Source organism: Winogradskyella aurantiaca, from assembly GCF_003362725.1.
GTDB classification, from domain to species: Bacteria; Bacteroidota; Bacteroidia; order Flavobacteriales; family Flavobacteriaceae; genus Winogradskyella_A; species Winogradskyella_A aurantiaca.
The window spans coordinates 46,561-62,540 of record NZ_QKTV01000004.1; the positions used below are offsets into that span (position 1 = coordinate 46,561).

General features: G+C 37.9%; 12 protein-coding genes. 3 read left to right on the plus strand and 9 right to left on the minus strand.

The window, feature by feature from the left end:
- Positions 1-30: 30 nt before the first annotated feature.
- Together murB and DN064_RS07930 are read right to left on the minus strand one after the other, a co-directional pair.
- Entirely contained in the window at positions 31-1,044 is a 1,014-nt protein-coding gene (gene murB, locus DN064_RS07925) for a UDP-N-acetylmuramate dehydrogenase (RefSeq protein WP_115462110.1), read from the minus strand.
- Complete coding sequence (locus tag DN064_RS07930) at positions 1,045-2,235, minus strand: pyridoxal phosphate-dependent aminotransferase (protein WP_115462111.1); 1,191 nt, start codon at positions 2,233-2,235, stop codon at positions 1,045-1,047.
- 236 nt (positions 2,236-2,471) lie between these two features.
- On the opposite strand from DN064_RS07930, the gene DN064_RS07935 reads away from it, so the two are divergent.
- Positions 2,472-3,719 (plus strand): aspartyl protease family protein, encoded by a 1,248-nt coding sequence (locus DN064_RS07935; RefSeq protein WP_198659422.1) that lies wholly within the window; start codon positions 2,472-2,474, stop codon positions 3,717-3,719.
- 17 nt (positions 3,720-3,736) lie between these two features.
- Here the strand turns inward: DN064_RS07935 and DN064_RS07940 are convergent, their stop codons facing one another.
- The gene (locus DN064_RS07940; protein ID WP_115462113.1) at positions 3,737-4,162 is read right to left on the minus strand and encodes a DUF1573 domain-containing protein; all 426 of its coding nucleotides are present in this window, start codon (positions 4,160-4,162) and stop codon (positions 3,737-3,739) included.
- Between the two features lie 161 nt (positions 4,163-4,323).
- Here DN064_RS07940 and DN064_RS07945 point away from each other — a divergent pair, with 161 nt between their 5' ends.
- Entirely contained in the window at positions 4,324-6,954 is a 2,631-nt protein-coding gene (locus DN064_RS07945; RefSeq protein WP_115462327.1) for a valine--tRNA ligase, read from the plus strand.
- Positions 6,955-7,349: 395 nt separating this feature from the next.
- Here DN064_RS07945 and rodA read toward each other — a convergent pair whose 3' ends face one another.
- From rodA to purH, 6 genes are all read right to left on the minus strand, one after another.
- A complete protein-coding gene (gene rodA / locus DN064_RS07950) occupies positions 7,350-8,630 on the minus strand; it encodes a rod shape-determining protein RodA (protein WP_115462114.1) in 1,281 nt (426 codons plus the stop codon).
- Positions 8,623-10,560: a penicillin-binding protein 2 gene (mrdA, locus tag DN064_RS07955; protein ID WP_115462115.1), complete on the minus strand. Its 1,938-nt coding sequence runs from the start codon at positions 10,558-10,560 to the stop codon at positions 8,623-8,625. The genes rodA and mrdA overlap by 8 nt, the downstream gene beginning before the upstream one ends.
- Positions 10,557-11,060 carry a rod shape-determining protein MreD gene (gene mreD / locus DN064_RS07960; RefSeq protein ID WP_115462116.1) on the minus strand — a complete coding sequence of 168 codons (504 nt, stop codon included), beginning with the start codon at positions 11,058-11,060 and terminating at the stop codon, positions 10,557-10,559. The genes mrdA and mreD overlap by 4 nt, the downstream gene beginning before the upstream one ends.
- Complete coding sequence (mreC, locus tag DN064_RS07965; protein ID WP_115462117.1) at positions 11,053-11,871, minus strand: rod shape-determining protein MreC; 819 nt, start codon at positions 11,869-11,871, stop codon at positions 11,053-11,055. Before mreC ends, mreD begins: the two co-directional genes overlap by 8 nt.
- A 9-nt stretch (positions 11,872-11,880) precedes the next feature.
- A complete protein-coding gene (locus DN064_RS07970) occupies positions 11,881-12,909 on the minus strand; it encodes a rod shape-determining protein (RefSeq protein WP_115462118.1) in 1,029 nt (342 codons plus the stop codon).
- Between the two features lie 123 nt (positions 12,910-13,032).
- On the minus strand, positions 13,033-14,562 hold the full coding sequence (purH, locus tag DN064_RS07975; RefSeq protein WP_115462119.1) for a bifunctional phosphoribosylaminoimidazolecarboxamide formyltransferase/IMP cyclohydrolase: 1,530 nt from the start codon (positions 14,560-14,562) through the stop codon (positions 13,033-13,035).
- Positions 14,563-14,705: 143 nt separating this feature from the next.
- Between purH and DN064_RS07980 the strand changes: the two genes are divergently transcribed.
- Positions 14,706-15,959 carry an ABC transporter permease gene (locus DN064_RS07980; protein ID WP_115462328.1) on the plus strand — a complete coding sequence of 418 codons (1,254 nt, stop codon included), beginning with the start codon at positions 14,706-14,708 and terminating at the stop codon, positions 15,957-15,959.
- The last annotated feature ends 21 nt before the right edge of the window (positions 15,960-15,980 follow it).

The window sequence follows — 15,980 nt, forward strand, 5'->3', positions numbered from 1 at the left end:
CTGTAAAGGTCACAAACTATTGTGGCCTTTTTAAATTACATTAACCTCCATGATCAGATTAATGTCAAACAGTCTTGAAACAGTCTTCTGAATTAAAACCGCCAAATTGTAAATCTCATCCCCATCGGCACCACCATAATTAACTAAAACCAAGGCCTGGTGTTCATGTACTCCATAATTATTAAAACGCTTGCCCTTAAATCCTGATGTTTCAATTAGCCAACCTGCCGGGACTTTTATTGCTGAATCCGAGACCTTATATCCTGGAATTTTCGGGAATTGCTCCTGTAGCTCTAAATAGTGCTCTTGAGAAATTACAGGATTTTTAAAAAAAGACCCACTATTTCCTATTTCTTTGGGATCAGGCAACTTGCTTTTCCTGATGGTAATAACTGCATTTGATACGTCTCTAATGGTTGGAGAAGAAATATTTTCTGCTTCCAATTGGTTTTTAATAGCCCCGTAGTCTGTTTTAATTTCATGCTCATTAGTAGTCAGTTCAAAAACGACACTCGTAATTATGAATTTGCCTTTTTCTTGATTTTTGAAAACCGACTCTCGATAGTTAAAATTACAGTCGTTTAGATAAAACGTCGCAAATTCTTGAGTTTTAATATCACAGACCTCACATGAGAAAAAATGATCTTTCAACTCTACTCCATAAGCTCCAATATTCTGGATTGGTGCCGTACCCACATTACCTGGTATGAGTGACAAATTCTCCAATCCACCATAATTGTGATCTATACACCACAGAACAAAATCATGCCAGTTTTCACCTGCCATGGCCTTAACCAGCACTTTTCCATTTTCATTTTTTAAAGTTTCAATACCCTTTAAATTCAAATGAAGAACCGGTTTATCAATATCGGAGCGGAGTAACATGTTGCTTCCGCCGCCCAAGACAAAAACATCCTCATCCTTGTATTCAGTTAATGCAAATTTTAAATCCCCAAGTGACCTGACATCAAGATAGGATTTGGCCGAGGCGTCAATACCAAAGGTATTAAAGGGTTTTAAGGAAGTGTTATGTTGTACGGTCATCTAATCGCTGTAAACCTTAAGACCTTCTTTAATTATATTTACGGCTTTCTTAAGACTTTCTTCTTTTAATACGTATGCAATCCTTATTTGGTTCAATCCCATTTCTGGAGTGGAGTAAAATCCTGCTGCTGGAGCTACCATAACAGTTTCCCCATCAACATCAAACGACTCTAGCAACCATTGGGCAAAATTCTCAGCATTCTTTATTGGCAATTCAGTAACACAATAAAAGGCACCACTAGGTTTACCAATTTTCACTCCTTCTATTGATTCCAATTCCTTGATTAAGAGATTACGTCGGTGAACATACTCTTCCTTAACCTCATCAAAATAAGAATCTGGTGTATCTAAAGCTGCCTCACCAGCAATTTGAGCCAATGTTGGAGGACTTAGTCGTGCTTGCGCAAATTTTAATGCCGTTCCAATTACTGCTGTATTTCTAGAAACCAAATATCCAATACGCGCTCCACACATACTGTAGCGTTTGGATACCGAATCGATAACAATCGCATGTTCTTTCAGTTCAGGGAAATCAAGCACTGAATGATGCTCCAGGCCATCGTATGTAAACTCGCGATAAACTTCATCTGCAATTAAAAATAAATCGTGTTTTAAGACCAGTTTTGAAAGTTTCTCTATCTCCTCACGAGAATATAAATAACCTGTAGGGTTACCAGGGTTACAGATTAATATAGCCTTCGTTTTTTCGGTAATCAATGCTTCAAAATCCTCAATTGGGGGTAAGGCAAAGTTATCTTCAATTTTAGACACCACTGGAACAACATTCACGCCCGACGCTGTTGAAAATCCATTGTAATTGGCATAGAATGGCTCTGGGATAATAACCTCATCTCCAGCATCCATAATACTTCCAAAGGTGAATAATAATGCTTCACTGCCGCCAGTTGTTACTACAATCTCATCCGCATTTACACTAATATTATTTTTATCATAATACTGAGCAATCTTAGATCTGTAGGTCTCAGAACCTTCAGATCTACTATAGGCAAGCACGTCAATATCAGCTTGTTTTATAGCGTCTAATGCAACCTGAGGGGTCTTGATATCTGGTTGTCCAATATTCAAATAATAAACTGATTTTCCCTGCTGCACAGCATTTTCTGCAAAGGGTACCAATTTTCTAATTGGTGAGGCCGGCATGTTATGCCCTTTTAAAGAAATCTTTGGCATTTTTAAATCTACTTTAAGAGTGAACAAAGTTCCGAAAAATCTTAAAGTTTAATTAAAAAATATCTCTAAAAAAATGACAATGCATTAAGTTTCGTATCTTAATGATACTCATATAACTAAATCAATTGCAAAAACGAATAGCACATATTGTACTGTTGCTATTTACTGTTGTGTTTTATGGCCAATCAAACTTTCAACTGAAAAATGACAGCAGTAAAAAAATAAGGTTTCAACTTTTGAATAACCTCATAGTTGTCCCCGTAGAATTAAATGGTGTAGAATTATCATTTATAATAGATACTGGGGTGAGTAAGGTCATCTTATTTGATATTGGTAATTCCGATTCGTTAACGTTCAATAATTCTGAAATACTTCAACTTCGAGGACTTGGAGACAAAGGGTCTACCAAAGCCATCAAATCAGAGGGAAATCGTTTACGAATTGGTAATGCGGTTAATTCCAATCAAAGCATATTCGGGATATTTGATAAGAACTTGAATTTCACGCCGCGATTAGGAGTACCGGTACATGGTATCATTGGTTATGACCTTTTTAAAGATTTCTTGGTAGAGATTAATTATTCTTCCAAATACATTAGACTCCATAAAAACAACTCAAAACTGAATCTTTCTAAAAAGTGGGAACAAATTCCAATTAGCCTTCACAAAAAAAAACCCTATTTGTATGCCCATATCAACGGCAGTGATGCCAAGACTGAGGTAAAATTATTAATCGATACGGGGAGCAGTGATGCCCTATGGCTTTTTGAAAATGAAGAAAAAGCACTTTATCCTAATCCAGATTTATTTTTCGATGATTACTTAGGTAAGGGACTAAGTGGTTCAGTTTATGGAAAACGCTCTAAGATGAACGCCTTGACCATTGGAAAATATACACATCTGAATTTAAATGTCGCCTATCCAGATTCCATCTGTGTTGGTTTGGTTAAAAATCATAAAGAACGTAATGGGAGTATTTCTGGCAATCTATTAAAACGCTATAATTGGTTTGTTGATTACCGTAACAATGTCCTTTACGCCAAGTCCAATCGTTATTTTGATGAACCATTTACTTATAACAATAGTGGGATAATTATTGAACAGCATGGGGTGCGGGTCGTTAAAGAGTATAAAAAAGAGCGTATTTCAGATTTTGGAGTTTCAACTGGAAATAGTTTTAAGGATGCTAGTTTTATGGAAGCGTCGGTGGTACACTATTCTCTCAAACCTGCCTTTGATATTGTTGAAATCAGAAAGGGATCTAATGCAGATATAGCCGGATTAAAAATTGGAGATGAGCTACTTTCCATAAATGGTAACGAAACACATACTATGAAGCTCCAAGAGATCATAAAATTACTCCATGGTAAAACTGGTGAAACCTTGCGTCTTAGGGTACAACGACAAGGGGTTGAAAAACAGGTAAAATTTCGGCTCGATAATGTATTCCAAAAAAAAGACCCTCAACTTACTGAGGGCCTTTAACATATAATTTTTCTTTACTACTGCTCTACAGAACTTTTCCCCTCCTTTTCCATCACACTAGTCTTAGAAGGATCAATTACTGTACCTTTTATTTTAAGAGCTACGGTAGAACGGTCTGCATTGGAAATAACCGTTATAGTCTTTCTAATTGGATTAACACGATTGGTATCATATTTTACTTCAATCTCACCTGTCTCTCCTGGCATAATAGGAGCTTCTGGTTTTTTTGGAACCGTACAGCCACAGGTTGAACGAACACTTGATATGATTAAGGGTGCATCCCCCGTGTTTGTAAATTCAAATACACGCACTCCATTGGATCCTTTTTCAATGGTTCCGTAATCAATCACCTCAGTTTTAAACTCAATTTTGGCCACTTTTTCCTGAGCCATGAGTCCTAAACTAAGCATCCCAACGAATAAAATTGCAATTACATTTTTCATCTTTCTATGGTATTAGATTTGAATTCAAAACTAGTCACTTTTGGGGTTTAACCAAAATTTATTAGATGTATGACCCCTTATTTAACAATAATTGTGGATTTATTTCCCAAAAAAGGAATAATAAGTACTTTTGCCAATTACAGGATAAATCGGCAGTTTTAATGGAAATTCCTTCTAAATACAACGCACAAGACGTAGAGAAAAAATGGTATAATTTCTGGATGGAACAGGACTTTTTTAGTTCTAAGCCAGATGAGAGAGAACCCTACACGATAGTAATACCACCGCCAAACGTTACCGGTGTGCTTCATATGGGTCATATGCTGAATAATACTATTCAGGATGTGCTAATAAGACGTGCTCGGTTAATTGGTAAAAACGCATGCTGGGTTCCAGGGACTGATCATGCCTCAATTGCAACTGAAGCTAAAGTAGTAGCAAAGTTAAAAGAAGAAGGAATAGACAAAAATAGCCTTAGCAGATCTGAATTTTTAAAGCATGCCTGGGACTGGACGGATAATTATGGCGGCGTCATTCTCCAGCAACTGAAAAAGCTAGGCTGCTCTTGCGATTGGAACCGTACGAAGTTTACCATGGATGAAGATATGTCCGAAGCGGTGATTAAGGTATTCGTCGAGCTTTACGACAAGGGATTGATTTATCGTGGTCATCGTATGGTCAATTGGGATCCTCAGGCAAAAACCACCTTGTCCGATGAAGAAGTAGATTATATTGAAAAGCAAGGTCAACTTTATTACATCAACTATAAGATTGAAGGATCTAATGATGTATTGACCATTGCTACTACCAGACCAGAGACCTTATTAGGTGATACAGCTATATGTATTAATCCAAATGATGAAAGGCACACACATTTAAAAGGAAAAAGAGCTATAGTGCCTATTGCAAACCGAGTAGTTCCTATTATTGAAGATGAGTATGTAGATCTCGAATTTGGTACTGGTTGCCTAAAAGTAACACCAGCTCATGATGAAAATGATAAAGTCTTAGGTGAAAAACACAACCTAGAGATCATTGACATTTTTAATGAGGACGCTACATTGAATGCTCATGGACTCCATTATGAAGGTCAGGATCGTTTTGAAGTGAGAAAGGCCATTGTCAAAGAACTTGAGTCTTTGAATCAGGTTGTTAAGATAGAAGATTATACCAATAGAGTGGGAATATCTGAACGTACCAAAGCTATCATTGAGCCAAGGCTTTCAGATCAATGGTTTCTGTCCATGACAGAACTAGCGAAACCAGCAATTAAAGCCGTTTTAGAGGACCAAGACGTAAAGCTGTTTCCTAAACGTTTTAATAACACCTACAGGCATTGGATGGAAAACATCCGGGATTGGAATATTTCTAGACAGCTAATGTGGGGACAACAGATACCAGCCTATTATTACGGGCAAGGAACTGAAAATTTTGTAGTGGCAGAAACCGCCGAACTTGCCCTTGAAAAAGCTAAAGAGGTGACCGGTAACTCTGAGTTAAAACTAACAGACCTACGTCAAGAATCTGATGTGGTTGACACTTGGTTTAGCTCCTGGCTCTGGCCAATAAGTGTTTTTGACGGGATCAGACATCCTGAAAATGATGAAATCAATTACTACTACCCAACAAATGATTTGGTTACTGGTCCAGATATTTTGTTTTTCTGGGTGGCACGAATGATTGTAGCTGGTTACGAATTTAGAGACGAAAAACCATTTGAACATGTATATTTAACGGGGCTGGTAAGAGATAAGCAACGTCGGAAAATGAGTAAATCGTTAGGTAATTCTCCCGACGCTCTAGAGCTTATTAATAAATATGGCGCCGACGGGGTACGTGTTGGCCTGTTGTTAAGTTCAGCTGCCGGAAATGACTTATTATTTGACGAAGATCTGTGTCAGCAAGGTAAATCATTTGCTAACAAAATATGGAACGCATTTCGATTGATCAAAGGATGGGAATCCGCCGATATCGATCAACCTGAATCTTCCAGAATTGCTCTGAGCTGGTATCAAAGTAGATTCAATGCTACCCTAAAAGAAATTGAAGACCACTACAGCAAGTACCGTTTATCAGACGCATTGATGAGCATGTATAAGCTTATTTGGGATGATTTCTGTTCTTGGCTGTTGGAAATGATTAAACCTGGATATCAACAACCCATTGATAAGAAAACACTAAAGTCAGTGGTGCAATTAGTTGAGAAAAACCTTAAGATTCTGCATCCTTTTATGCCGTTCCTCACGGAGGAGATTTGGCAATTAATCACCGATAGACAACCAGAAGATGCACTAATAGTTTCTACATATCCAAAGCACCATGAAAGTGACCAACAACTCATTTCAGATTTTGAAATCATAAAAGAGGTGGTGTCCAATATAAGAACACTACGAAAAGAGAAAAACATCTCCTTTAAAAACAGCATTGAATTAGCCGTTATCAATTCTATGAACCTGTCTCAGGACTACTATTCTGTTATTGCTAAAATGGGCAACATTTCCAATATTGCAGAAACGTCAAGTTCTGTAGATGGAGCCCTGACCTTTAGAGTAAAAAGTAATGAATACTTTGTGCCAATAGGCGGAGCTATTGATATTGAAGAGGAAATTAAAAAATTGCAGCAGGAGCTGGAATACACTGAAGGCTTTTTAAAAACCGTTCAGAAAAAACTATCTAACGAACGCTTTGTATCTAACGCACCAGAACAGGTAGTGGCTTCAGAACGTAAGAAAGAAGCAGACGCTTTGGCTAAAATTGAAACCATAAAATCCAGCATTGCCTCCCTCAACTAGTTATTTTGCATAATTATTATTAATGTATTTCATTTAAAACATAAATAAAAATATATCAATTAATAATACGATCTTTACGTCAGTAATGATGACATCACGTCACAGACGTTCTTAAAAAAGAAAATGATCTCGATAGAGTTAGTAGTTAACAATTATGTCGAGAAGAAAATTAGACACCAGATATTAGATATACACTAATTGGTAAATTTTTTCATAGGTTGTTATATATACTAATTAGAAAAAACTCTGAGCAATTGTTGTGCTTAGGCTCGGAGAATTTAATAAAGTAAGTTAGAATGGTTAGTATTTAATAAGTGATATCTATGTTTTGGTGTCTTTTCAAAAACATGGAAGACATGTCAGGTATGAAAGACCGCAATTGCGGTCTTTTTTTATTACCATTCATTGATCTTATTGGAGTCCAGCTTAACAAAAATAAACAGCAAAATGGTAAAGCCCCATAAGGCAGACCCACCATAGCTAAAAAACGGCAGGGGAATTCCAACTGTGGGAATCAATCCCATTACCATACCTACATTGATTAAAAAATGAATAAAAAATATAGCAGCAACAGAGTAGCCATATACGCGACTAAACTGGCTTTTTTGAGATTCAGCCAGGACAACCACCCTACCAATCAATAACACAAAAAGGATAACTACAATTGAAGAACCTAAAAAACCCCATTCTTCTCCAACGGTACTAAAAATGTAATCGGTGTGCTGTTCAGGTACAAATTTACCGGTAGTTCTGGTACCCTCCAGATATCCTTTTCCTTTAAATCCCCCTGAGCTTATGGCCTTTTCAGACTCATTTAAATTGTATAAAATGGTCTGTTTCATTTGCTGGATCTTATCCGGGTCCTTTTCCAATCGTAACCATAAGCTTATACGGTCCTGCTGATGGGGCTTTAGAATCGATTTATAAAAGAATGACACAGAAACTGCTAATAAACTACTAATGAGTAAAATAACAATCGATGGAATAATTGGTGGTTTGCGTTTTCTTAAATATAGATTTACCATCAGACCTAAAACAACAAGTATTAGAACCGTTGTAAGAATACCAAACTTTAATGTTATGACGGCAATACCTACGAGAGTGGCTAATGCAATAAGATATATTTGTTGAATCCCTTCTCTATATAAAACAAAGAAAAAGGCTCCATAAACAAGTGTACTTCCAGCGTCGTTTTGCAATAAAATCAAGAACGCCGGTAATAAAATAATGACCATCGTACGTACCTGATCCTTGATAGTGGTCAAATCTGTTTCTAGGTCACTAATATATTTTGCAACTGCAAGAGCTGTTGCAAATTTTGCAAATTCACTCGGTTGAAGAGTCATACCGCCAATCCCATACCACGATGTAGCTCCGTTTACATTTTTCCCAAATAGAAATAAACCTACCAAGGACAATAAAGAAATAAGATAGATAATACTGGCAAAACGTTCATAAAACTTGGCTTCCAGCGATAACGTAATAGCAATAAGAATGAACGCCAATACTATAAAAACAGCTTGCTTTCCATAGGGTTGGCTCATATCAAAGAAGTTGGTAATTTCCCCTGTATGAGATGCTGACATTATATTAAGCCAACCGAAGAAGACTAACATCAAATAGATGACTATAATCGGCCAATCGAAACGATATGATCTGTCGAGTTGTCTATTCACTAGTTTTCTCAGGGTACTTTAAATGTTCTGGCACCTCAACCTTATCAACAAGCTGTAGTTCTGTTTCGCCATTTATCTTAAAGGGCTCATTAGATAAGGGCTTGTTATATTCATTTTCTAGACTGTGGGTTAAGACCCAGTCTTCCAAATCGGTTCTAGAAATGGTTCCTTTTAGGTGTTTTTCAATCATTAAGCTGGCCATCTTTCCAGCAAATCGGCTCCCCCAGTAACCGTTTTCCACAAAAACGGCAAGTGCAATTTTAGGATTGTTTTTGGGTGCAAAAGCCATAAATATAGAATGGTCTGTCAGCTGCACTTTTTTACCATCAATTCGGGTAAAATTTTCAGCAGTTCCCGTTTTTCCACAGATTTCAATTCCTGGTACCTGAACCCACTTGGCCGTACCCTTATTGTACACATCATACATCCCTCGAATCACAGGCTCAAAATGTTGCTTATCTATAGTAGTGTATTTTTTAGTTGTAAATTGCTCTGGAATGGTTTCGTCCTCAATACTTTTAATGATATGTGGGGTATAGTAGAATCCTCGATTGCCGATAGCAGCTGCCATATTTGCTAATTGAATTGGTGTGGCTAATACCTCTCCCTGACCTATAGCATTGGACAGCGTAAAAGTGGTATACCAACGGTTTTCACCATAGGCCCGGTTATAGGTTATGGAAGAAGGCACTTTTCCGGGTTGTCCAACAGACAAATCATTATTTAAGTAATTGCCAAGACCAAAACTTGTAACATGTTTATGCCAGGCATCCATTCCTTTGGCAGGGGTGTCATATTTATCTATAATGCGTCTGTAAACATTGGCAAAGTAGGCATTACAGGACTCATAAATGCCAAGATTCATATTAACAGGGCTATGATGCGCGTGACAGCCCATACGACGATTCCCATAACGATATCCCATGGAGCAGGTAAAACGGTCACTAACAGAAACCACACCCTCTTGTAAGCCTATTAGTGAATTTAAGGTTTTAAACGGCGACCCCGGAGGATACATCGCCTGAAGCCCTCGATCAAATAATGGATTAGCTATTGAATCGCGGTAAAGTTTTGTGAAGTTTTTAGATCGTTCCCTTCCAACTAAAATATTAGGATCGTAACTCGGTGCAGATACCATCGCCAGAATTTCCCCAGAACTGGGTTCAATAGCAATGATACCCCCCCTTTTATTGGTCATTAATAATTCGCCATACTCTTGAAGTGTGGCATCAATTGTTATAGTAATGTCTTTTCCAGGCACCGGTAAGGTATCATATATACCTTCTTTGTAGGGTCCAATGTCTTTATTAAATCGGTCTTTTTGGATGTACTTGACACCCTTTTGCCCGCGAAGTGTATTTTCATAAGAAATCTCCACCCCTTGCTTACCAATTAAGTCTCCAAGACGATAATAAGGATCTCTGTTAATAATGCGCTGATTTACCTCGCCAATATCCCCTAGTACATTAGCCCCAATGGCTGTTTGATATGATCTTAATGATCGTTTCTGAATGTAATAACCATCAAACTTTCGCATCTTCTCCTGAAGAATGGCATAATCGTCCTTAGACAAATGGGATATAAACACCTGTGGTAATCTTGGTGAATACCGATAGGCCTTTTCTAATTTCTTTTCATATTCTTCAGGGCTTATACCGATAAGACCGCAAAATTCGCTTAAAAGATCATCTTCCATGTCCGTGACCTCTCTAGGAATAACCATAATATCATAACTAGGCTGATTGGCCACCAAGAGCTTTCCATTCCTATCATATACATACCCTCGCTTAGGATAGTCATATACACGCCTTATGGCATTATCCTCGATAATATTATAGGAATCAAACGAATAGACTTGTAAGTAAAACAAGCGTCCAAGAAACACGACTCCAACAAAGACGACTAAAAATAAGAGGAGAAACTTTCTCATTTATTAGAATCAAATAAGAGAATTATTATAACACTTAATACTATGGTAAACACACCCGAGAATAAGGTATTCTTCAAGATGCTTAGCAATTCAGCCAATTGGAAGAAATCCAAACCAAACATCACTACATGGTGAGACATAACCATTAATGCCACATAAGAGAGTAGCGATCCCATTTCAGCATTACCAAATTTAATGGCCGAGTGCTCATACATGGACCCAAAGCTCATCTTTAAAAATCCAGGTCGTATAAATGCCGCAAAAACAGACGCTGCCGCATGAATGCCCCCCGAATCTGAAAAAATATCAACGGTGAGTCCTAATAAGAACGCCGCCAATAAGAAATTAGTACGGTTATTTTGAGAAGGATAAATTAGAATAAAAACCAAATACACATACGGATTGATATACCCTAAAAAATTAATGTGGTTACATATCAAAACCTGGATCATAACAAGCCCAACAAATCGCAGTAAAAACTTTAAAAATTGACTACTCATTGCTTAGGTTTTCCAATTCAAGTCGTTCCTTTTTATCCCTGTTTTCAATAACATAGACAAACCCAATGTCCGTCATATCATTAAAAAGCTCTACATCTAGTATATAGGTATCCCCGCCAATATCATCAGTGACTTCAGTCACCCTTCCAATACCAATTCCTTTTGGAAAAATAGCAGACTTACCACCGGTAACAATAGTATCATTAACAGCTACCGTAGCGAACTTAGAAATATCAACCAGTTGAACCGTATTTGGACTAGCACCATCCCACTCTAGGGTTCCAAAATGATTGGAATTCTTGAGCTGCGCATTGATTTTGCTATTCTTGTTGAGTATAGAAATCACCCGAGCGTACTTGGCTGAAGATTGATCCACGATTCCAACAATACCTTTATCGGTTATAACTCCCAGATCCTGCTTTATAGAATCCCTGATACCTCTATTAATGGTAATAAAATTGTAGTTTCCAGAATAACTATTCTTGTAAACCTCAGCCGCCACTACTCTGTATACTGAATCTATGAGCAATTGCGAATCATTGCTAAGTTGGGCATTTTGTTGATTGTAAAGTTGTTGTCTTAGCATTTGATTCTCATCCTGAAGTCGTTGATTCTCAGTTTTTAATCCAAAATACTGACTAACCGAAGAGAAAACCCCATAAGTACCTCCAGTTACTCTATTAGCAGAACTGATAAACTGACTTCTGTGGTAAGAATGCGACTGAATAGTGAGGGCTACAGAGACAGCAAAGAGTAATAAAAACAACAAGAAGTTTTTGTTTCTTATTACAAAATTGATGATTTGCTGCATTTAGAGAGCTTATTTAATCAATACGCTTTTGTATTTAGTTAAGTTCTTCAAGGTAATACCTGTACCCCTAACTACGGCACGTAGAGGGTCTTCTGCAATGTATACCGGAAGATCTGTTTTTTGAGACAAACGCTTATCCAATCCACGTAGCATTGAGCCTCCACCAGCTAAGTAAATACCGGTATTATAAATATCTGCCGCTAATTCCGGTGGTGTTTGTGATAAGGTCTCCATTACCGAATCTTCAATTCTCAAAATAGACTTGTCCAATGCCTTGGCTATCTCTCTATAGGAAATAGATACCTGTTTTGGTTTACCTGTCAATAGATCACGACCCTGAACACTCATATCCTCGGGCGGCAACTCCAAGTCTTCCGTTGCAGCTCCTATTTGAATTTTAATTTTCTCAGCCGTGCGATCACCCACATATAAGTTATGTTGGGTGCGCATGTAATAAATGATGTCATTGGTAAATACATCACCAGCTACTTTAACTGACTTATCACATACAATACCCCCAAGAGCAATCACAGCAATTTCAGTGGTACCACCACCAATATCAACAATCATATTACCCTTTGGTTGCATAATATCCACCCCAATACCAATAGCAGCAGCCATAGGTTCGTGAATCAAATACACTTCCTTTCCATTCACACGTTCACATGATTCCTTTACCGCACGCATTTCCACCTCTGTAATTCCAGAAGGAATACACACGACCATTCGTAAGGCTGGATTAAAAAACTTCTTCTTTAAAGCGGGAATGTTTTTAATAAACATACTAATCATCTGCTCAGAAGCATCAAAATCAGCAATAACCCCATCCTTCAAAGGTCGAATGGTTTTAATATTCTCATGAGTCTTCCCCTGCATTAAATTCGCCTCCTTACCAACAGCGATTATTTTACCGCTAATACGATCTCTGGCAACAATTGACGGATTGTCAACTACTACTTTATCATCATGAATTATTAGGGTATTTGCAGTTCCGAGATCGATAGCTATCTCTTCAGTGAGGAAATCAAAAAATCCCATGGGCTATGTCGGTATTAAAATTTGGGTTTGCGCACCTGCTGTGCATTCAACGTAAATGTAATGAATTATACGAAATTAATGCCAGATTAGATGTCGAATTCGCAATTAATTATTCACGATTTTTTAATGCTTAAAATGACGTGTTCCGGTGAATACCATCGCCATCCCATGAGCATCACAATAATCAATACTTAATTGATCTTTAATGGACCCACCCGGTTGAATTACCGCAGTAATTCCAGCGTTATCAGCAATCTCCACACAGTCAGGAAAAGGGAAGAATGCGTCACTTGCCATAACCGCACCATTCAAATCAAAATCAAAGGATTTTGCCTTATGAATGGCTTGGTTCAAAGCATCCACACGTGAGGTCTGACCAGTACCGCTAGCACACAATTGTTTTCCTTTAGCCAACACAATGGTATTAGACTTGGTATGCTTACAAATTTTAGAGGCAAAAATTAAATCCTCAATCTCTGCATCCGTTGCAGATTTATTGGTTCTGGTTTCAAGTCCTTCAACACTATCTGTAATATGATCGCGGTCTTGAACAAGCACACCATTTAAACAACTTCTGACGATGGTTGCTGGCACCTCAAATTCCTTTAATACCAATAAAATTCTATTCTTCTTACTCTTTAAAATCTCAAGAGCAGCTTCGTCAAATGCAGGTGCAATTACAACTTCACAAAAAAGCTTATTAATCTCTTCAGCTGTCGCTACGTCAATGGTAGTATTGGAAATAAGGATTCCTCCAAAAGCCGAAACGGGATCACCAGCTAATGCATCTCTATAAGCCTCAGCAACCGTTGCCCTTTGGGCCAGACCGCAAGCGTTATTATGCTTTAATATGGCAAATGTTGGCTTCTCACCTTTAAATTCATGAATTAAATTAACAGCAGCATCCACATCTAATAGATTGTTATAACTCAGTTCTTTCCCATGCAATTTGTCAAAAACAGCATCAAAATCTCCAAAGAAAAATCCTTTCTGGTGCGGGTTTTCACCATAGCGCAACACCTTACCATTGGTTTCGCTGATTTTTAATACGGCCTTGGAATGATCGGCATTGAAGTAATTAAAAATAGCCGAATCATAATGTGATGACACATTAAACGCATTGGTAGCAAATTTTTTTCTATCCTCAAGATCAGAAGCCCCTTTCTTAGAAGATAATAACTCTACCAACGGTTGGTAATCGTCTTTACTCGCCACACAAATGGTGTCTTTATAATTTTTGGCTGCGGCTCTAATTAAAGAAATACCCCCTATATCAATTTTTTCAATAATATCCTGTTCGCTTGCGTCAGATGCTACGGTCTTCTCAAACGGATACAAATCAACAATTACCAAATCGATCTGGGGAATATCAAACTGCTCCAACTCTGCCACATCACTACTGACGTCCTGACGGTTAAGAATACCTCCAAATACCTTTGGGTGTAAGGTCTTAACACGCCCGCCAAGAATCGACGGATAGGAAGTTATGTCCTCTACTGCCACGACATCAACACCAAGATTCTTGATGTATTGTTCTGTACCACCAGTCGAATAAATGGTTACCCCTAATGATTTTAGCTCATGGATAATAGCGTCTAATCCCTCTTTATCAAATACTGAAATTAGTGCCGATTTGATTTGTTTTTGATTCATGTTGTGTTAGGTCTGAGAATTAAAGTGCAAAAATACAGATTTGTTAAGCGTTATTTGACGTGACATGATAATTTGTTTTGGAATTTTGTAACAACTGAATGTTGAAAACGTCCTATTTTTACATTTCTAACTTGCAAGGCCAAATGCTAGTATATTTAAGACTGTTTAAAGAGAGCTTTAATTTTGCGATTAACGCCTTAAGAAACAACAAACTGCGGACCTTTTTATCCCTGCTTGGAGTGACCGTTGGTATCTTTTCTATTATAGCAGTCCTGGCCGCAGTTGACTCTTTAGATCGCAACATCAAAGAAGGTCTTGAAGGCATTGACACAAATACCATCTATGTTACTAATTTCTCATTTGGTCCATCTGATGTGCCACGCTGGGTGCGTGAGAATTTTGCGGAAATGGAATATTCAGATTACCAGTTTCTAAGACGTAACATCGGTAACGTGGACGCCATGGCCTATGTTATGTTTGGAAGTTTTGAAACCGTGCGATATCAGTCTGAGAGCATCGAAAACGTTCAGGTAACACCAGCTACACAGGAAATATATAGTATTAGTAATTTTAAAATTGGCAACGGTCGCTTTTACACAGAAGTCGAGTCTGATACCGGTGCCCCCGTGGTGGTTCTTGGATACTCTATAGCAGAATCCCTGTTTGGAAATATTAATCCGATTGGTAAACAGATTAGAGTTTATGGTCGAAAACTAACGGTTATTGGAGTCAATGAGAAAATTGGAGATTCTGGACTTGGAGACAATCCAGATGAACAGATTATCATCCCTGTTAATTTTGTCCGTCAATTTCAGCGCGTGTCAAAAACAGGTTTAAAAGGAGCTGTTTTAATCAAACCTGAGAGCGGTGCTGATATCGGTGCTCTAGAAGAAGTTTTAAAACAAAAATTTAGAGCACACCGAGGCCGTAAGGCCGATGAAGTGGATGACTTCTTTATCACGAAAATATCAGGATTTGTATCGTTTATTGATGGTATTATAGCGGTTATGAATACCATTGGCTGGATGATCTCTGGCTTCTCATTACTAGTTGGTGGTTTTGGTATTGCCAACATTATGTTTGTTAGCGTTAAAGAACGTACCAATTTGATTGGCATCCAGAAATCCTTAGGAGCTAAAAATAAGTTTGTATTGTTCCAGTTTTTATTTGAAGCCGTGATCCTTGCCGTTGTTGGTGGTCTGGTTGGTCTTGCCTTAGTGTGGGTATTAACCCTAGTGGCTTCAGGACTAGCTGGAGACTTTAAATTTGTACTATCCTTTAGTAATATGATCCTTGGCTTCTCATTAGCCATGTTCATTGGTCTCATTTCTGGTGTAATACCGGCTTTCTCTGCCTCGCGTCTAGATCCTGTAGAAGCCATTAGAACAGGCATGTGATTTTTATAAATTATAAGATTT